Genomic DNA, 19,800 nt, shown 5'->3' on the forward strand with positions numbered 1-19,800 from the left:
TTTCATATTATCATATTTTTCTATATTTAACCAGAAAAATAGAAACATACGTTCTATTTCCAATATGATTATGTGATCCATGCCTTTACAGCGGAAAAATATACTATCTTGGGCATCGTTCAGCCTGTTCCGTGCCCTCAAACCTTGGAAATCTGCATTCTCGGGCACGGTTCACTCGCTTGCGTTCCCTCAAACCTCGAAAACTCACACTCTCGGGCACGGTTCACCCGCTTGCGTTCCCTCAAACCTCGAAAACTCACACTCTCGGGCACGGTTCACCCGCTTGCGTTCCCTCAAACCCCATAGCCCTGCATTCCCGGTAACTGTTCACCCTTTCAAATCGTATTAGTTAACATAACTCAATCAGCCTTGGCTTTTGTTCACAAAACCCTTACCCCCTATTTACAATCCCTTAATATTTCTTTGGCATAATAAATCTGTCATAGGAAGGGGGACCTATTTTTGTCTAGATTAAAGTTCAAAGATCAATGGTTTAGTTTTTTAAAAAGGTTTTCGCTGCAATCAAGAATTTTAATACTCATGCTGAGTCTGCTTCTGCTGACTGTTTCCGCGGTTGCCTTTATTTCTTATAATAAGTCCAAAGAAAATGCGATTCAGTTTATGGAGCAGCGGATGACCCAGGAAGTCAGAACGATATATGATTTGGCACAGAATTTAATGCTTATTTATGTTGGTGATCAAGAAAAATTTAATGCTAAAATGGAGCAAGTGATTAAAAGGCAGGATGCAGAGCTTGCAAAGGATGGGCTGCAAGGGAATTTCTTTTTAATCAGTGAAAAAGAGGCTGTTCCCTTCAAAATCAGCAAAAATAGTTCGATAAAACTTCCCAAACCCATCCAAGAGGAAATCCGCAAAAAGCAAGATGGGCTCCTTCATAAGGAGATTAACGGGGAGCAGTTTACAATCTCCTTTCAGTCGATTCAGGAATTCAAAGGGATCTATGCGATTGCCATTCCGCAAAAGCTCTACTTAATGGAAATCAATGATATGGCTAAATACATAACCATTGTGGCATTATTAAGCCTTACTATTACCTCAGTGATTATTATTTTATTGGTTAGAAATCTAACTAAACCGCTGTCAAAACTCAGAGAGGTCATGAAAGAAGCAAGGAATGGAAAATTAGACGTAGAAATCAATGCCAAAACATCAACACCGGAAATCATCTCCCTAATCAAAAGCTTTGAAGCCATGATCGAACAAATAAGCTCATTATTGAACAAAATTTCCTCGACAACAAAAGATTTATCAAAAACGGGTACGGAACTTAAGAAATTTTCCGGAGAGGTACTTGAGGAAAACAATCATCTAATGGAAGCCATTGAGGTGGTAAAGCTTGGGGCGGGGCAAACGGCTGCCAGTTCTGACAACAGCATTAAAATGTTCCAAAATATGAAACAATCAATCAGTGCGATCAACGAACATATGCAAAAGGCAATGAATAAAACCCATTCAATGAATACATCTGCAAGCACTGGTGAAAAAAATTTAAAAGAACTCATGCTGGCATTAGATCAATTTGGATTAGAGGTTAAAAGTGTTTCATCTACGGTTAATGAAGTAAAACAGCATTCAGAGTCTATTGCAACGATCATTAATCTAATTCAGCAAATGGCTTCCCAAACTAAGCTTTTGTCCCTTAATGCCGCCATTGAAGCTGCACGTGCAGGCGAGGCTGGAAGCGGATTTGCCGTCGTGGCCAATGAAGTTAGAAAATTGGCAGAGCAATCGGAAGCAGCCACTGGAAATATTAAGCAGACGATTGAAAAAATGGAGTCTATTTCTGTGAAAGCATCGGATGAATACACGGCTATGTTTAATAAATTCAAAGCACATCTGCAAATTGCTTCAGAAAGCAGACAATCATTTGATCTGCTGATGACCGAAATAGATGCTGTCAGTGAAATGATTGGACTATCTCAGGCTGAACTAAAAAAGTTCAACAAAAATCTGCCTGCCATAGAATCATCAGCAGAGGAGTTCGTCTCCATCTCCCAGCAGACAGCTGCCAGTGCGGAACAAATGCAAATAGCTTCACAAAAGCAGGCACAAAAAATGATGAAGCATAATGAAATAGGCAATAGATTGACTCATTTATCCGAGTCATTAGCTAAACTAAACTATTAATGCACTGTACATATTCAATCACAAGAAGAACTGCCCTAATCAAGAAGAAAAGGCAGTTCTTTTTAATTCTCCCCTACTTTCCCGCTTCTGCATTCCCAAGAAGGATGCCTTCATCTTTTTCTACTAATCACAAATTGTAATACCTATGTAAAAAAACTGTAATACTATTCTTCCTTTTTCCACATAGAAATAGAGTAAATAAAAGTTTACCTAATAAAAAACCCGCCAGGAGGAATATTATTTTGAAAAAAGTAATTTATGGAGTAACATTTCTACTTTCACTTTTATTTGCTGTACCCGTGTATGCCTATACAGCTGGGGATGGTGATACCATGTCAGAGATTGCCGTAGAACACGGATTAACGCTAGAGGAATTAGCAGAAGCCAACCCGCAAATCAAAGATCTTGATCTTATTTATGAAGGTCAGACTATTAATACAACTATTAACACAGAAGCAAATAATCCTACTGCCGAAGAATTAATAGAAAAATTCAGCTATAAAAATATTAGGCTCTTAGAATCCAATGTTCCGCCGAGTGCCAGCGATCACGAGGAAGCTTTGCCTCCAAAACCTGAAAGTAATACTGCAGCTTCGCAAATTCAAAAAAGTACCCAAGCATCTATTAAACAAGCAGCTGAACCAATAAGTTCAGATAATAATATAAAACTTTCGAAGTCCGACATTGACCTATTAGCAAAAATTGTCCGAGCAGAAGCTAACACAGAGCCCTTTGAGGGACAAGTTGCTGTAGCTGCTGTTGTTTTAAATAGACTGGAAAGCCCCAAGTTTCCAAATACCGTTAGAGATGTCATCTATCAGCCTGGTCAATTCCAGCCAGTAGCGAATGGACAAATTAACAAAGCAGCAGATGAAGATGCCTATGATGCTGTCTATGCCGCACTATCTGAGCATAGAGATATCGTTAAAGATTCAGTGTTTTTTTACAACCCTAAGATTGCCACAAGCCGCTGGTTAGATTCAAGAACAACAACTGCTGTGATTGGGCAGCATGTATTTAAAAATTAATCTCTGCTCCCGCTCATTTCTTTTCTCCTTTTTCATACCCTCTATCGGACCGATAGAGGGATTTTGTTATGACATCATTTTAAAATCTTTGCACAGACTTCAATATCCGCATCCGATAGCAATTCATCGCCACTTCACCTAGATGTTCCAGCAGGTTGTAGTTTGCATAGGCGCCAACCACCGCACCTATTCCTGGTACGAGCTGCAGCATTTTCACAAAATCAATATAGTCGCGGTATTCTTGCTGGAACTCCCTCCAGTCCATATCAGCCAATTGTAGCTTTGTTTCCTCCCAGTTTTCGATCATGTAAAAGGTTTCCCTTCTTTTCTCATCACTGGAAAAAGCTAATTTAAACACATGAAGGATAAACAAACGCTCATCATATTCTTTTGTGTCAAAACCGTAGATCGCTGCTGCCTCGAAAAGAAACTTCATTTTTATTGAGAGCAAAAGAGGAAAATCTGCTAATCCTAATAGAATGCCTCCAGCCCCGGTACCCGCTCCTTCTATGGCTGCGGTTTTCTGATAGACATTTGCTTTCTCTCTCAGCTTAATGTCGCGTTCTTCTAGTGATCCAAGTGATCGGTCCGGCTTTGTTGTTATGTTCGAGCCAACTAGTGTTGCCTTTACCATATTTCTTATGGCTGACGTCATGATTTCATGGGCTTTTTCAGGGATAAGCCCGTTTATTTTACTTTGTGCCTTTTTAGACATTCGGCTGAAGATCCCAGAACGCTTAAGAAATTTTCTGCTCCATTCCTGAACTTCCTCATATGCTTTTAAGTCATAGTCATTCATTTTCGCCATTCAATCCTTTTTATGTTGTTATCTATTTCTTTACTATACGTTTGGAATGAATATTTAGTTTCATGAAAAAAAACCCTTTCCAACTTGGAAAGGGCTAAATATTTTTATTAAGTGGCTTATATTTTCAGATTAAATCTTATGCTACTTTATTAATCTCTATTTTCTTTCCATCCTTTAACTGTTTGCGGTAATCAGCAGCTGCAGTGAAAAGCACATCGGTTGATGAATTAAGCCCGGTTTCAAAGGAGTCTTGTAAAACACCAATGATAAAGCCTACCCCTACTACCTGCATAGCAATATCATTTGGGATCCCAAACAAGCTGCAGGCTAAAGGAATTAATAATAATGATCCGCCAGCAACCCCAGAGGCACCGCAAGCACAGACGGCAGCAAGAACACTAAGAATGATCGCTGTAGGAATGTCGACCGAAATGTTTAATGTATGAACTGCTGCAAGTGTCAAAACAGATATTGTAACGGCAGCACCTGCCATATTAATTGTAGCACCTAACGGAATCGATACCGAATAAGTTTCTTTATCTAGACCTAGCTTTTCACATAATCTCATATTTACAGGTATATTTGCAGCAGAGCTTCGTGTAAAGAAGGCTGTAATTCCACTTTCCTTTATACATGTGAATACAAGTGGATAAGGATTCTTACGAATGGCTGCAAACACGAGGATTGGATTGACAACTAGGGCCACAACAAGCATACATCCAATTAATACAGCAAGGATTTTTCCATAGCCCAATAATGATTGTATTCCATTTGTCGTAATAGAATCGATAACTAGCCCCATGATACCAAATGGTGCGAACTTAATTACCCATGTAACCATTTTGGTTATGGCATCTGAAAAATTTGAAATCAGCGTTTTTGTCGTATCATTGGCATTTCTTAAAGCAAAACCAAGAATAATTGCCCAAGCTAAAATACCAATATAGTTAGCGTTAACAATAGCATTAACAGGGTTATCAACGACGTTCAATAATAATGTCTTAAGTACTTCTACGACACCCCCAGGAGCTGCTAAATCCTTAGCCCCCTCTGTAAGGTTGATATTAACAGGAAAAATAAAGCTAGCAATAACAGCTGTTAGACCAGCTAAAAACGTTCCTAAGAGGTAGAGCGACAGAATGGATTTCATATTTGTTTCCTGCCCCTTCTTGTGCTGAGAAATGGCTGACATGACCAAGAAGAGAACCAAAACAGGGGCAATTGCCTTAAGAGCCCCTACAAATAAAGAGCCTAAAATGACGACAGGCTTTGCAGCTGCAGGTACGGTTACAGCCAGAATAATCCCAATGATCAATCCAATAGATATTTGTTTTACTAGACTGATTTGATTCCACTTGTTCCAAAGTTTTTTCATAAAAGTTTCGCCTCCATTTAAAAAGATCACATTCATTTGTCATTCATCGTTCAAAATAGAATTGGTCTATCAATTTCTTAATGGATTTATCAATCATCGATTAAACAATATTTTACTTTCTAACAAGTAGTATTATAGAGAATTTTAAGATATATTACAATAGCATTTTTTTCTAAGGAAAATAAGAAACCCGCATCACAAGCCTAGGAAAATACTTTTAATATAAAAGTATTCATCGAAATAAAAAAACTGTTGATTCAACATCAACAGTCTTTTTGCCGGAATTTTTAGTACATCCTATTTAATTTTTGGGCCTTGTTAAATTTGAGTTGATTTCCGCCCAATCAACTATGCATTATAATCAAGATAAAGTTAAACACATCCAATATTTATATTCCAAGATACACTTCCTTTATATGCTCGTCATTTCTCAGTTCTTCCCCATTTCCAGATATAACAATTCGCCCATGTTCTAGTACATATCCCCGATCGCAAATCGCAAGGGCATGGTGGACGTGCTGTTCCACTAAAACAATGGTGATTTCTTTTTTAATTTCTTTGATTCGCTCAAAGATTTCATCTACTAAAATAGGAGCAATGCCAAGCGACGGTTCGTCAAGAAGGAGAAGTTTTGGCTTGGACATAAGACCTCGCCCAATGGCAAGCATCTGCTGTTCCCCACCTGATAGATTCCCTGCAAGACTAGAGATTCTTTCTTTCAGACGCGGGAATAAATCTAATACATAGGTGAATGTTTCTTCCCGTTGCTTTTTTGCCCGTTTGTTATAGCTTCCAGCTTTTAGATTATCTGAAACGGTCATATCCGGGAATACTTTTCGTCCTTCAGGCACATAGGAAATCCCGATCTCAGCCATTTTATGTGTGGGCACATTTGAAATATCCTTATTATTAAATGAGATACTGCCTTTTTTATCAACAAGCCCGATAATTGATTTCATTGTCGTTGTTTTACCTGCACCATTTGTGCCTATCATTGCTACCACTTCATTTTCTTTTACTTCAAAAGATAAATCCCAAATCGCCTGAACGTTCCCGTAGAAGCTCTGTAAGTTATTTACGGCTAGCATAGGCATCCCCCAAATATGCTTTAATAACATTTTCATTTTTCACAACGGTTTCCGGTTTGCCCTGGGCAATTAGTTCCCCATTTTGCAGGACAATAATATAATCAGAAACCGCCATAACCGCTTTCATAATATGTTCGATAATAATGATACTTGTGCCTTTTTGATTAATCCGCTTAATTAATTCGATTGCCCCGTCGACTTCTGGCGGTGTAAGCCCCCCCATTGGCTCATCCATTAAGAGCAAGGCTGGATTGGTGGCAAGGGCTCTTGCTACTTCTAGCCGCTTTAAATTTCCAATCGAAAGATTTCCTGCCAGCATACTTTTTATATCGATCAAGTTCGTTTCTTCCAGCACGTTTTCCGCTTTTTGTCTGGCTTCCTTTATATTCTTGCTCTTTGACAGACAGGCAACCATGACATTATCAAATACACTTAATTTTGATAACGGCTTAACAATCTGAAAGGTGCGCGCAATTCCCATTCGATTCAGCTCATGCGGCTTTTTTCCGGTAATGTCCTTGCCGTTAAAGTGAATGTTTCCTTCTGACGGAGGAAAAGCCCCTGCAATCATATTAAAGCAAGTTGTTTTTCCGGCCCCGTTCGGTCCAATGAGACCAAGGATTTTTCCTTTTTCCGCTTGAAAGGAAACATCGCTGACAGCAGTGACTCCGCCGAAGTTTTTTGTCAGATGTTCTACAGATAGAATGGTCACGATGATTCCCCCTTTTTCCATAGAAGAGATTTTAATTTCTTGAATCCATCTAAAATGCCTCCTGGGAGATAGACGATGACGAGCATGATCAATAACCCGTAAATAACCAGATATAGGGATGGAAAAGTTTGCAGCCAAGTGATGCCCTTTAAAAACTCCTGTAAGGAAATTAAAAGGGCCGAGCCAATCACAGGACCGAGGATGGTGCCGATTCCCCCGAGAACCGTAATAAAAATCATTTCAGCTGACATATGTACAACCATTGTCATTTCAGGATCAATGAATTTGTTGTACATGCCATATAATGCTCCGCCAAAGCCTGCTAAAAAGGCACTTAAGAAAAGAGCGGTACTTTTATATTTAACCGAGCTTAAACCCATGGCTTCTGCCGCTTCCTGGCTTTCACGAATCGCAATAAAGCCATAGCCGGTCTTTGTTTTCATAAAATAATAGCAAAATAGCGTGACCAAACAGGCTAGAAAAAGAGAAAGAAAAAAATACTCAGGCTTTGAAGATATCTCAATTCCTAAAAATGCTGGCGTATGATCTAACATCATTCCTTCCCCGCCATTTGTAACACTTTTCCAGTTGCGGGCAACGATCAAGGCAATTTCCGCAATTGCAAGTGTACCAAGGCCAAAATAGGCGCCCTTTAACCGGAAAATCATTAATCCAATTGGAATGGAAACCAAACCAGCCAATAAACCGCCTAAAAGCAGGGATAAGAATAAGTCGAGCTGAAGCTCATTAACCACATTCATGGATGTATAGGCCCCTATCCCTAAATACATCGCATGTCCAAAGGAAACTTGTCCTGTAAAACCGCCTAATAAATTCCACGCATGGCCAAGGATTACCCAAATTAAAATGGTCGTAATAACCGAATACATGTGCAGATCAGCAAATTGAGGGACCAATAGGGCAAGCAAGATGGTGACAGCGAGGATCGAGATCGTTTGTTTCATCATCTACCCCTCCCAAATAAGCCTTGAGGTCTGACAAGCAGGACAAATAAGAAAATAAGCAGGCCGAAGATATCCTTAAAACCCGTACCTCCTGGGATATAGGTAGCCCCAAAACTTTCCGCTATTCCTAATATAAGTCCGCCAATTGCCGCACCCGGAACAGAACCCATGCCGCCAAGAACCACTATGATGAAGGCTTTGACAATGAACATGGTTCCGATGTTTGCATATATCGGGTAAGTTGTTGCCAAGATATTGCCGGAAACGCCAGCGAATGCTGCCCCAAGCCCAAAAGTGAGTCCCGCAATAACCGCGACATTAATTCCAACAATTTTTGCCGCTTCCGGTTCTTGAGCGGATGCACGGATAGCTAGGCCTGTGTCTGTTTTTATCAAAAATAAATGAAGAAGAAAAATGAGTAAGGCTGTAATAAAGAATCCAATAACCAATGGGGCATTTAAACTAATTGAACCAATATGCCAAATTTTATTTTCCCAGTACAGATTTTCGCCAGTCAGACGGAGGAAATTAGGTCCGAGAAAAAAAGGCAGTGCCATAATATTAGCAATTAATACACTAGCACCTGCTGTGAGAAGAAGTGTGTTCTCTTCGCTGACTTTTCTTGCTTTTTCCACAAAGACGCGATAGAGACAATATCCAATCATAAAACATACCGGTGCGCTAATAAAAATGCTTATAAAAGGATCCAAACCGAGGCTGTTAAACAAAAAGTAAGTAATAAACATGCCGATCATGACGAAATCCCCGTGTGCCATATTGATCACACGCAAAACTCCGAATATCAGTGTCAGCCCTAGGGCGATAATGGCGTACACGCCTCCAATGGATAGGCCGTCAATTAATGTCTGCAGCAAATGTTTCCCCCCTATTTTGACAGAAAGAGAGGGAATATCCCTTTAGGATGTTCCCCTCTATCTTTTATTTTTTATTTCCAGCCAGGAAATGGGATGATTTCTGATTCTGCATATTCTGTTGGATATACGGTCTTCAGTTTTCCATCCATCCATTGTGACACATCGCTCATACCGCGATTTTGATTGTTATAGCCATCGAAATCTTCAAACTTGATATGGCCAAAAATTGTATCCATATCTGTTTCATCAAGCGCCTTATTGACACTTTCGCGGTCAAGGTTTTCCGCACGATTCAAAACATCGGCAATGACATAGATGGCGCTGTATGCTTCAACTTCATGCTCCCCAGGCTCATGGCCGAACTTCTCTGTAAACTTATCGAAAAATTCTTTCCACTTTGGATCCTTTTTGTTGCCATGCCAAGGGCCCGCAGTTAATACAGTGTCCGTTAACTCGCCTGCCTGGTTGGCAAAACCAATAATGGAATGGCCGCCGCCAGTACCGATAAATAGTTCAGGCTGGAGATTTGCCTCTTTTGCGGCTTTAATTAATTGGGTCGCATCATTATCATCGCCAGCTGTCATAATGACGATTTGCGGATCTTTTGCCTTCACTTGTTCCATAATTGGCTTTAGGTCAAGCTCTCCTGCTTTATACTTAAACATGTCATATTGAATATCTGGGTTCGCCTCAAAATACTTCTTTAATCCATAATCATAAACCGCTTCACCATAAGCATTGTCAACATTGACATGGGCAACAGATTCTGGCGGATTCTCTTCCCAGTAATCCCGAAGTGCATTTGTATACATGCCTGCTGTCGGATTTAAACGATAGACATACTCATAGCCGCTCATTGTCGCTAAATCACTGGAACCATGGTCAATTAAATATGGCATTTTATTTTCCTCGGCAACTTGAGCCTCAACCAAGGTCACCCCAGAGGAACGGCCGCCAGTCAGCATTAGGATTTCTTCATTACTGACTAATTTTTCTGTTGCTGTTTTCCCAATATTAGGCTTTTCCTGTGAATCTTCGATTACCACTTCAAGCTTTTTGCCCTTAACACCACCGGCTTCATTGATTTCATCCAACGCAAGAGAATATGCGTCCTTGAACTTTTGTCCGAACACAGAAGAACTTCCCGTCATCGGCAGTACTGCCCCGACTTTAATCGTATCGGATTCTGCAGCCGGAGTATTTGGTGAAGCAGAATTAGAACTTGAGGAATTTTCCTCGTTCCCGCCGCTGCATGCAGCCAGGACCATACTGGCCATCGTTAAACCTGAGATTACCTTTAAAAACTTTCTTTTAAAACTCATCATCTTCCCCCCTATGATAAAAGTTGCAGCCTTATGTATGTCATGTTAAGCAATGTGGACTGGCTTCCTATTACTTATGTCTATTCATATTTTTGAGAAAATTACATATATTTTTCGGAAAGTTATGACATTCAGAAAAACATTATCGTCTGGGAGGAAATTTTCGCAATAATAAGCCTAGTTTACATAACCATAATTATAGTCAATTAATTAACCACCACCTTTTGGGGAAAATAACGGTATCAATTTTTACAGGGAGTTGGCATCAGTGAAAAAGGTTTCTAACGTATTTTGGATTTCCCTTGTTATTGCAAGTATATTTGTGGTCTGGGGTGTAGTTGCCCCCGTTCAATTGGGAAAAATAATGGATGCAACAAAAGCGTTCTTTTTAAATACTTTCGGCTGGTTCTATCAAATATCAGCTACTCTATTTCTTCTGCTTGCTTTATTTTTGATTTTTAGCAAGTATGGAAAAATTAAATTAGGATCTAACGAAGACAAGCCAGATTTTAATCGGGCCACATGGTTTGCTATGTTATTCAGTGCTGGTATGGGAATTGGCTTACTCTTCTTTGGTGTATCTGAACCGATCTCCCATTTTGCCAACCCGCCCATTGGCGAAGGAGGAACGGCGGAGACTGCAATTGTCGCTTTAAGATATACGTACTTGCATTGGGGGTTTCATGCGTGGGCGATTTATTCTGTCATCGCCTTAATCCTTGCTTATTATAAATTTAGAAAAAAACTGCCAGGCTTAATGAGTGTCACCCTGCGGCCAATATTGGGTGAAAGAGCCAATGGACCTATTGGAACGGCTGTAGATGTCATCGCCGTATTTGCTACCATTTTTGGCGTGGCAGCTTCCTTAGGTCTAGGTGCAGCGCAAATTAATGGCGGCCTGCATTATGTTGCAGGTGTGCCTAATAACTTCACCATTCAGCTTATTATTATCGCGATTGTCACAGTTCTGTTTATCCTTTCAGCTAGTACAGGTCTGCAAAAAGGAATTAAGTTTTTGAGTAATGCGAATTTAGTGCTGGCCGTAATACTGCTCTTTGGCTTCTTGATCTTAAGTCCGACTGGATTTGTTCTTGACCTGTTTACAACAACATTTGGAAGCTATATACAAAACCTGCCGAGCATGGGATTAAGATTAGCTCCTTTTAATAAAGAACAAGCAGCATGGATTCAAGATTGGACGATATTTTACTGGGCCTGGTGGATTGCATGGGCACCTTTTGTCGGTACATTCATCGCCCGGGTTTCCAAAGGCAGAACGGTACGGGAATTTATGGTTGCCGTTCTAGTCATCCCCACCATTGTATGTGCCTTTTGGTTTAGCGTCTTTGGCGGCACAGCTATCTATTTTGATTATTTCCAAGGGGCCAATATAGCGGGCCAAAATTTAGAAACAGCCATCTTTCATGTGTATGATCTGCTGCCATTTTCAGGTGCTTTAGTCGTGGTTACACTATTGCTCATTTCAACATTTTTTATCACATCAGCAGATTCGGCCACATTTGTATTAGGCATGCAAACGGCACATGGCGATCTAAATCCGCCTAATGTGGTCAAAATCATTTGGGGTCTGTTTCTCGCGGCCTCTGCTGTTGTCCTGATGTTATCCGGAGGACTGAATGCGATGCAGACGGCAATCATCGTTAGCGCCTTCCCATTAACATTCGTCTTATTCGGCATGTCTGTTTCGATCTTAAAAGATTTTAGAAAAGAGGTTCCTGCTAGAAGCGGGGAAAAGAAACGGGCCAGAAAACTCAAATCGGGAGATGAGCCGGATCCAAATCTGGTCTAAAGCAGTATGATGTTATCAGTCAAAGGATTTGCTGACTGCGGGAGTCCGCTTATCGGACTCCCGATTGCTTTTTTCTTCTGCTTTGTCCGAAGAAGGCATTGCTTTGGACTCTATGCTGGCTTTTTTCTTCTGCTTTGTCCGAAGATGGCATCGCTTTGGACTCTATGCTCGCTTTTTTCTTCTGCTTTGTCCGAAGATGGCATTGCTTTGGACTCTACGCTCGCTTTTTTCTTCTGCTTTGTCCGAAGTCACCCGCTCTTCGGACTCCTGCCAGTTTTTTTCTCTCAGCTTTGTCCGAAGTCACTAGCTCTTTGGACTCCCACTAGTTTTTTCACCCAATCCTGTCCGATGTCGCCGCTTTTCTTCAGATTTGTTCCTCTATGATAAATTTTTTGTAATGACAGCAGCAGGCTTGCGTGTTAATATATGTGTCAAGACACATGTAATTTACTGAAGCTCTTTTCAATAAATCATTTGTGAAATATTTCTCAATCTACCAAGGAGGCAAATTATGAATACTTTAAAATTGCGGAAAATGCTGCAGGAGTTTTTGCTTGAGGATATAGGCGACCAAGATATGACAAGCCAGTCCATCTTTCCCCTCGATAAAAGAAGCCATGGGGTTTTTATCGCAAAAGAAAGCGGAGTTATATCCGGCTTAGAAATAATGAAAGTAGCTTATCATTTGCTGGATTCCACGATACAGGCAGAGTTCCATTTTTCCGACGGAGACCGTGTTGCTGCAGGTGATGTGATTGCAGCAGTTAACGGCCCTGTAGCCCATTTGCTCACAGGTGAACGAGTGATCTTAAATCTTATGCAAAGAATGAGCGGAATCGCAACGATCACCAACAGATGTGTAGAAGTTTTAAATGATCCCGGAATACATATTTGCGATACAAGAAAAACTGTCCCTGGACTGCGCATGCTTGATAAATATGCTGTTCGATCCGGCGGCGGGAAAAACCATCGGTATGGTCTTTACGATGGAGTCATGATTAAAGATAATCATATAGCCTATTGCGGATCGATTACGAAAGCGGTCCAAGCGGTGCGGGAAAAGGCTGGCCATATGGTTAAAATTGAGGTGGAAACGGAAGCGAAAGAAGAAGTTTTGGAAGCGGTGGAAGCTGGCGCAGACGTCATTATGTTCGATAACCGCAGCCCGGAGGAAGTGAAGGAATTTGCCCAATTAGTTCCTAAGACCATTATAACGGAGGCTTCTGGCAGAATAAATCTGGATAACTTAGCCTTCTATTCAGGAACAGGAGTGAATTATATTTCATTGGGATTTTTAACGCATTCTGTCAAGGCACTCGATATTAGCTTACAGGTCAAAGAAGGAAACAAAAAAGCATTTTAAATCCAGTGTTTTAGGCTGTGGGGGTTGGACAGATGTCAAAGAGGAATAAGACGGTCTATTTGATATTGGCCATAGGCGTTTTACTTTTAACAGGATGTAAGAATCAGGCTGAAGCAGTAACAGACAGTGCTTCAGACTCCATAAAAACGACCATCATTGGCGGACGTACTGGCGGCTCCTGGTCTGTTTTTACGGAAGGCATCGCAGAATCGATCCGCCGTGAAAATGAACACTCGATTATCACAGTAGAACCGGGCGGCATTGTAGAGAATCCTGCAAGCGTAGGGACAAACACTGTGCCCTATGGGTTGTCGTACGCAATGACTGCATACGCAGCATACAGCGGGAATGAACCCTATAAGAAAGCCTACAAGGATATTCGGGCTGTCAGTGTAGTCATTCCTGCAAATTACTATCAGCTTTTTGCAAGAGCAGATGTGACATTCGATTCATTAAAAGAAGTTAGAGAACATCAAGCCCCTCTGCGATTGGCGGTCGATCAGAAAGGTTCAGCAGGTGAAATCATCACCAGACATATTTTACAAGAATATGGTGTCACCTATAAGGATATTGTTTCCTGGGGCGGGTCGGTTGACCACTTAAGCGGATCAAAAACTATTGAGTTAATGGCAGATCATCGCATAGATGCAACCGGTGACGCCGTATCTGTTCCATCAAGTGATATTTTAGAGGCTTCCGTTACAAATCAATTGAAATTTTTCTCCTTAGATCATGATGTGCTCAAAGCGGCGGCAGAAAAATTAGGAATGGAATTAGGCACGATTCCAGCAGGAAGTTATAACTTCTTGCATCAAGATTTGGAAACATTGTATACCCCTGCTATTTTAATCGTGCATAAGGACGTGCCGGAAGATGAAGTGTATCGCATAGCAAAATCGATCTATGAAAACTTTGACTATCTAGGTACTGTTCATAGGGAATTTAAGAATCTATCAAAAGAAAACTTCAGCAAGGTTGGAAAGGTTCCCCTTCATCCAGGCGCTAAGAAGTTTTTCAGTGAGCAAGGACTGATCGAATGAAAAAAACAACCAATCTTAAAAGCTATTATTTAACAGCATGGTTAACGGAAAGTGACAAGCGAGACTTATCAGGACTTCCTTTGAAATTATTTGCCGGTTTCGCATTCATTCTATCATTGTTTCAAATTTGGTCCGTTGTTTGGGGAAAATTAGATCCCCTTCAGCTTTTAGCAACACATTTAACGTTCATTCTAGTGTTAACATTTTTGCTGTATAGTTTTTCTAAGAAAAATCACACTCATTCTGGTCCAACGAAAATAGATTATCTTTGTGCTTTGCTTGTCATGAGTGCAGGGATTTATTTCACCATCCATGCAGAACGGATCGCAGAACGAATTCCTGTTGTCGACCCATTAACCAATTGGGATATCCTATTTGGTTTAGTATTTGTCATTTTAAGTATTGAGGCTGCCCGCAGAACGATCGGTGTCCCGATAGTCATAATTGTACTGATTGGAATCAGCTATACACTTTGGGGTGATCATTTAAACGGGCTGGTTTGGCATAGGGAGTTCTCCTTATCAGAAGTGGTTGAAGATTTATCCTACAGCTTTAATGGCCTTTGGGGATCGCCTATTGCCGTTGCAGCCTCATTCGTATATATGTTTTTACTGTTTGGCTCCTTTCTGCAAAAGGCTGGAGCGGGTGAGTTTTTCTTTCAGCTTTCAACTGCGTTTGCCGGAAGGTCACAAGGGGGAGCGGCAAAGGTCGCAGTGCTTGCCAGTGCGTTTTTTGGCACTATATCAGGAAGCCCGACCGCGAACGTTGTGACAACGGGATCCTTTACGATTCCTGTGAGTAAAAGATCTGGCTATCGCCCAACTTTTGCTGCAGCAGTTGAGGCAGCTGCTTCCACTGGCGGAAGTATTTTACCGCCAATTATGGGATCCTCTGCTTTTTTAATGGCAGCCATCACACAGCTTCCCTATCGGTCGATTGTCATTGCTGCGATCATTCCTGGGATTCTATACTATCTTTCTTTGCTTTCTATTGTCCATTTCGAGGCACTAAGATTGGATTTGCCCAAAGCAAAAAAAGAGGATATTCCAAAGGTTTCAGATGTATTAAAAAAAGGATGGCACTACTTTATACCATTAATTGTACTAATCGGCTTTTTATTTAAAGGCTATAGTGCATCAACTACTGGATTTTATGGTGTTTTAGCAATTATTGCTGTCAGCTGGCTTCGGAAAGATACACGCATGGGCATTAGGAAGATTTTCGAAGCAATGGTCGAAGGGGCAAAGTCCTCCATCCCAGTCACAACTGCTTGCGCCGCAGCAGGTCTGGTCATTTCCGGAATTATGTCAACCGGACTTGGCGGAAAATTAACAAGCATTGTCCTAGGATTAACGGAAGGCATGCTGCTTCCAACCCTAATATTAGTCATGTTCATTTGCATTATTCTTGGAATGGGCATGCCTGTTGCTGCAGCATATATTTTAACTGCAATGCTCGCGGCACCGGCCCTAATGGAACTGGGGGTTTCTCTTATGGCAGCCCACTTGTTTATTGTCTATTTTTCCATTTTTTCAGCTATTACTCCTCCCGTTGCTGTGGCAGCCTATGCAGCGGCAGGCATCGCTGACTGCAACCCCAATCGGGTCGGAATCGAGGCTGTCCGATTAGGGCTAGTGGGGTTTATTGTTCCGTTTATGTTTGTTTTGGAACCTGTCCTTTTATTAGACGGCAGTCCAAGCCAAATCATTATAGCCTTTGCTACCGCAACTTTAGGTGTTATTTCATTGGGGGCTGGTGTTGTTGGCTGGCTCTTAACAAAAGCCTCCATGATTGATCGCGTGCTTATGATTGCCAGTGGCTTACTGCTTATCTACCCTCATGTTTTAGCTAGCGGGATTGGAGCAGGGTTATTTATTCTAGTTTTTGTACTGCAGAAAAAACGCAGTTATCAGCACCTGCATGCCCTGTAAGCGATGGAGATTTTACTCTATGGCTTTCAATTTTAAAAATTTTAGAGGAAATTAGTCCGTGCCGATTAGTTTCTTTTGCCCCCATGCCTGCATACAATAGGTAGTATTTCTAATACTTGGGGGCGTTTTTCATGATTCACACCGTTAAGCCGGGGGAAACTTTACATCAGATTTCCAAGGATTACCGGACTCCTCTAGCTGCGATTATTCGGGCCAACCCATCGATTAATCCTAATGTTCTATATGTTGGGCAAAAAATAACCATTCCTGGGTTTCCAAATGCAGAAACGATCCCTTATTCCATTGATATTTCACTTAATAATCGCAGACTTATGCTGTTCAGAAATGGAGGTCTTCAAAAGCAATACCCCATAGGAGTCGGAAAGATGCTGACTCAAACACCTGTAGGAAATTATATTATTATCAATAAGGCGCCAAATCCTGGCGGGCCATTTGGAACCATGTGGATGAGCTTGTCAAAAGAGCATTACGGCATCCATGGAACCAATAATCCGAGTTCGATCGGAAAATTTGTGTCACATGGCTGCGTACGGATGCATAACCGGGATGTTGAAGAATTAGCCCGGACGATTCCTATTGGCACACCTGTTCATATACATTCATGAAAATAAAACAGGATTGAATTCCCTTCGTACTCAATATAAAACTGCACCTCAAGTTTGGAGGTGCAGTTCATTCATTATGAACCTTTAATATAGAGAAAAATTATAACTATAATAATTAGTCCTATAAATATGAAAGGCATAATGCCTGAACTATACACAACATAAACCCTTATGCTGCGGATTGCATTTACGACAAGAAATATGAATAATAAAATCCCTAAAGACATAATGAGAGGCGCATATTTATTTCTTCTCAAGCTATCAGCCCCTTTTTTAAAACTGACTTATTCTTGATTAGGAAATGTGCTGCCAAAGGATATGGGGATCATTTTATTAAGGCTTTTGTAAAACAATATGTAAATCACATCTTGTATTATTCAGGAATTTTGTGGAAAAAACAAGAGACTCCCGCTACAGGAGTCTCATTTACGTTATAGCTAGCTAGATGCTTATTTTTTTTACATATCCTCATTATTTGCATTAGGATCCATAGATTCTTCTGCACCTTCGCCTGCTTTGTTTCCCAATGCACCGCCAGCAATGGCTCCAGCAACTGTACCAAGTGGCCCTAAGATAGAACCCGCTGCAGCACCTGCAACAGCACCGGCACCTGTTCCTAAGGCTTCACCTGCATTGACATCATCACGATTTCGTTTGTTGTCCGCCAAATTTAATCACTCCTTTATTAGTTTGGGCAGTGTAATATTAGCAATAAATTTCCCCCTAGTGTTAGGTTCTTCTACACATCCCTATAAGATAACTTGCCCAATATTGACATTTTTTCTCGGTTTCTTTTTGTCCTATTATTTCCAATTGGGCAAATTAACTGCGGAAGGTAAGTTCGTAACTGAATCACTTTTGTTGGAAGTTTTTATGAAATGGCTTATGCTTGGTGTAGAAATCACATTAAATGGAGGGGAACTAGATGCAATTAACAGTTTATTTAGCTGGACAAATTCACGATAACTGGAGAGAAGAATTACAGAGTAAGGCAAGGGAGAGGAATCTGCCATTAAACTTTGTTGCACCCCAAACCAATCATGATCGGTCCGATCAAATTGGTGAAGAAATTTTGGGCCAACAGCCAGGAGCATTATATAGAGATGATACTGCTTCTGATATTAACAACTTTAGAACACAGGTGCTTATGCAAAAATCAGATATTGTTATTGCTTTATTTGGTGAAAAATATCGACAGTGGAATACAGCAATGGACGCTAGCACAGCCATTGCCATGAATAAGCCAACCATTATTATCAGACCAGAATCCTTGATTCATCCATTAAAAGAGCTTTCAAACAAAGCCAATGTGACTGTTGAATCCATTGATCAAGCGTTAGATGTGATCGGGTATGTGTTTGAATAGAGATATTTTAGGGGGATTGGATTCTGACAGGACCTCGGGGGTTTCACATTACCTTGTCAGAATAAAGCTCGCTTTCTGACTGGATTTCTATTTTTCACCCTTAACTTGTCAAAATAGAGCTTGGATTCTGACAACACCTTGAGTTTTTCAAACCACCTTGTCAGAATAGACCTCGCTTTCTGACTGGATTTCTATTTTTCGCCCTTAACTTGTCAAAATAGAGCTTGGATTCTGACAACACGTTGAGTTTTTCAAACCACCTTGTCAGAATAGAGCTCGCTTTCTGACTGGATTTCTAATTTTTACCCTTGAATTGTCAAAATAAGACTTGGATTCTGACAACACCTAGAGTTTTTCACACCACCTTGTCAGAATAGAGCTCGCTTTCTGACTGGATTTCTATTTTTCACCCTTAGCCTGTCAAAATCCATCATATCTTACTTGCAAAGTTCTTTTTAATAGAGAAACACGAGGAATACTGGATTAATGTACCATTGTTCACTCGTGTTTCCTGCCCCACTTTTAAAAATTCATTTTCGATTGTCCCCCATCGACATTGATGCTGGCCCCTACGATCCAAGAGGCCTTGTCGGATGCGAGAAAAGCGGCTACATTGGCAATTTCTTCAGGTGTGCCGAAACGGCCAGCCGGAATATCATCTTTAACAAACGCTTTGATTTTTTCCGGATTTTCCTCCAGCCGTCTTTTCCAGTTTCCTGATTCGTGCAGAATGCTGCCCGGGGCAATGCTGTTTACGCGGATACCATCGGAAATGACTTCGTCTGCTAAGGATTTTGTAAAGCTGATCAAAGCCGCCTTGGCATTATTATAAGTCACTTTACCTCCGCTTTCCCTGCCGTAAACGGACGTAATATTAATAATTACCCCTTTTTTTGCCTTCTTCATTTGTTCTACAGCTAACTTGCTTAAATGAACAGCAGAAAAGTAGTTTAACTCCATGGCCTCGTAAAACAATGCCATCTCTGTGTCTGTCACTGTTCCGCCATTACTTCCCCCGGCATTATTGACCAAAACATCGATGGATCCTTTTTCTTTAATAAATGTCTCGATCAGCTTCATTCGTTCACTAGCTTTCGTAACATCAGCCTGAAAAATAGCGACCTTTTCCCCAAGCTCTTCTTTAGCTTTTATTAAAAATTCCATGCTGCGTGCAGCAATCGAAACATTTGCTCCTTCCGATAGAAAGGCACTGGCAATCGCCTTTCCAATACCTTTCGAACCACCTGTAATTAAGACGTTCTTTCCTGTTAATTGCAAATCCATGCAAATCCCTCCCTATTCTTAAAACAGGGGGCGGTTCTCATGTTTGCTAGCACTTCCCC

At 40.8% G+C, this 19,800-nt stretch carries 17 protein-coding genes; 8 read left to right on the forward strand and 9 right to left on the reverse strand.

Annotated features, from left to right (window positions below; all coding sequences use genetic code 11):
* Nucleotides 1–462: 462 nt before the first annotated feature.
* A complete protein-coding gene (locus AC1Q59_RS02145) occupies nucleotides 463–2,148 on the forward strand; it encodes a methyl-accepting chemotaxis protein (protein WP_492364123.1) in 1,686 nt (561 codons plus the stop codon).
* A gap of 242 nt (nucleotides 2,149–2,390) precedes the next feature.
* A complete protein-coding gene (locus tag AC1Q59_RS02150; RefSeq protein WP_492364124.1) occupies nucleotides 2,391–3,176 on the forward strand; it encodes a cell wall hydrolase in 786 nt (261 codons plus the stop codon).
* 79 nt (nucleotides 3,177–3,255) lie between these two features.
* Here AC1Q59_RS02150 and AC1Q59_RS02155 read toward each other — a convergent pair whose 3' ends face one another.
* The 7 genes from AC1Q59_RS02155 to AC1Q59_RS02185 form a co-directional block, all read right to left on the reverse strand.
* The gene (locus AC1Q59_RS02155) at nucleotides 3,256–3,975 is read right to left on the reverse strand and encodes an EcsC family protein (protein WP_492364323.1); all 720 of its coding nucleotides are present in this window, start codon (nucleotides 3,973–3,975) and stop codon (nucleotides 3,256–3,258) included.
* A gap of 145 nt (nucleotides 3,976–4,120) precedes the next feature.
* The gene (sstT, locus tag AC1Q59_RS02160) at nucleotides 4,121–5,359 is read right to left on the reverse strand and encodes a serine/threonine transporter SstT (RefSeq protein WP_492364125.1); all 1,239 of its coding nucleotides are present in this window, start codon (nucleotides 5,357–5,359) and stop codon (nucleotides 4,121–4,123) included.
* A 389-nt stretch (nucleotides 5,360–5,748) separates the two neighbouring features.
* Nucleotides 5,749–6,447, reverse strand: coding sequence for an ABC transporter ATP-binding protein (locus tag AC1Q59_RS02165; RefSeq protein ID WP_492364126.1), 699 nt, complete (start codon nucleotides 6,445–6,447; stop codon nucleotides 5,749–5,751).
* Nucleotides 6,431–7,159 carry an ABC transporter ATP-binding protein gene (locus AC1Q59_RS02170; protein WP_492364127.1) on the reverse strand — a complete coding sequence of 243 codons (729 nt, stop codon included), beginning with the start codon at nucleotides 7,157–7,159 and terminating at the stop codon, nucleotides 6,431–6,433. The genes AC1Q59_RS02165 and AC1Q59_RS02170 overlap by 17 nt, the downstream gene beginning before the upstream one ends.
* Nucleotides 7,156–8,127 (reverse strand): branched-chain amino acid ABC transporter permease, encoded by a 972-nt coding sequence (locus AC1Q59_RS02175; protein WP_492364128.1) that lies wholly within the window; start codon nucleotides 8,125–8,127, stop codon nucleotides 7,156–7,158. The genes AC1Q59_RS02170 and AC1Q59_RS02175 overlap by 4 nt, the downstream gene beginning before the upstream one ends.
* Nucleotides 8,124–8,999, reverse strand: a complete 876-nt coding sequence (locus tag AC1Q59_RS02180; RefSeq protein WP_492364129.1) for a branched-chain amino acid ABC transporter permease — start codon at nucleotides 8,997–8,999, stop codon at nucleotides 8,124–8,126. The genes AC1Q59_RS02175 and AC1Q59_RS02180 overlap by 4 nt, the downstream gene beginning before the upstream one ends.
* Nucleotides 9,000–9,070: 71 nt before the next feature.
* Nucleotides 9,071–10,324 (reverse strand): ABC transporter substrate-binding protein, encoded by a 1,254-nt coding sequence (locus AC1Q59_RS02185; RefSeq protein ID WP_492364130.1) that lies wholly within the window; start codon nucleotides 10,322–10,324, stop codon nucleotides 9,071–9,073.
* A 265-nt stretch (nucleotides 10,325–10,589) separates the two neighbouring features.
* Between AC1Q59_RS02185 and AC1Q59_RS02190 the strand changes: the two genes are divergently transcribed.
* The 5 genes from AC1Q59_RS02190 to AC1Q59_RS02210 all read left to right on the forward strand — a co-directional run bounded on the left by AC1Q59_RS02190 (nucleotide 10,590) and on the right by AC1Q59_RS02210 (nucleotide 17,091).
* Nucleotides 10,590–12,131, forward strand: coding sequence for a glycine betaine uptake BCCT transporter (locus tag AC1Q59_RS02190; RefSeq protein ID WP_492364131.1), 1,542 nt, complete (start codon nucleotides 10,590–10,592; stop codon nucleotides 12,129–12,131).
* 511 nt (nucleotides 12,132–12,642) lie between these two features.
* The gene (gene nadC / locus AC1Q59_RS02195; RefSeq protein WP_492364132.1) at nucleotides 12,643–13,494 is read left to right on the forward strand and encodes a carboxylating nicotinate-nucleotide diphosphorylase; all 852 of its coding nucleotides are present in this window, start codon (nucleotides 12,643–12,645) and stop codon (nucleotides 13,492–13,494) included.
* Nucleotides 13,495–13,526: 32 nt separating this feature from the next.
* Nucleotides 13,527–14,534, forward strand: a complete 1,008-nt coding sequence (locus AC1Q59_RS02200) for a TAXI family TRAP transporter solute-binding subunit (RefSeq protein WP_492364133.1) — start codon at nucleotides 13,527–13,529, stop codon at nucleotides 14,532–14,534.
* A complete protein-coding gene (locus tag AC1Q59_RS02205) occupies nucleotides 14,531–16,465 on the forward strand; it encodes a TRAP transporter permease (RefSeq protein WP_492364134.1) in 1,935 nt (644 codons plus the stop codon). The genes AC1Q59_RS02200 and AC1Q59_RS02205 overlap by 4 nt, the downstream gene beginning before the upstream one ends.
* Nucleotides 16,466–16,596: 131 nt before the next feature.
* Nucleotides 16,597–17,091 (forward strand): L,D-transpeptidase family protein, encoded by a 495-nt coding sequence (locus AC1Q59_RS02210; protein ID WP_492364135.1) that lies wholly within the window; start codon nucleotides 16,597–16,599, stop codon nucleotides 17,089–17,091.
* 458 nt (nucleotides 17,092–17,549) lie between these two features.
* On the opposite strand, the gene AC1Q59_RS02215 is transcribed toward AC1Q59_RS02210, so the two are convergent.
* Entirely contained in the window at nucleotides 17,550–17,759 is a 210-nt protein-coding gene (locus AC1Q59_RS02215; RefSeq protein ID WP_492364136.1) for a hypothetical protein, read from the reverse strand.
* 257 nt (nucleotides 17,760–18,016) lie between these two features.
* On the opposite strand from AC1Q59_RS02215, the gene AC1Q59_RS02220 reads away from it, so the two are divergent.
* A complete protein-coding gene (locus AC1Q59_RS02220; protein WP_492364137.1) occupies nucleotides 18,017–18,457 on the forward strand; it encodes a YtoQ family protein in 441 nt (146 codons plus the stop codon).
* A 522-nt stretch (nucleotides 18,458–18,979) separates the two neighbouring features.
* Here the strand turns inward: AC1Q59_RS02220 and AC1Q59_RS02225 are convergent.
* Nucleotides 18,980–19,741 carry an SDR family NAD(P)-dependent oxidoreductase gene (locus AC1Q59_RS02225; protein WP_492364138.1) on the reverse strand — a complete coding sequence of 254 codons (762 nt, stop codon included), beginning with the start codon at nucleotides 19,739–19,741 and terminating at the stop codon, nucleotides 18,980–18,982.
* Nucleotides 19,742–19,800: the final 59 nt, after the last annotated feature.

Source organism: Cytobacillus sp. MT66 (assembly GCF_058792595.1).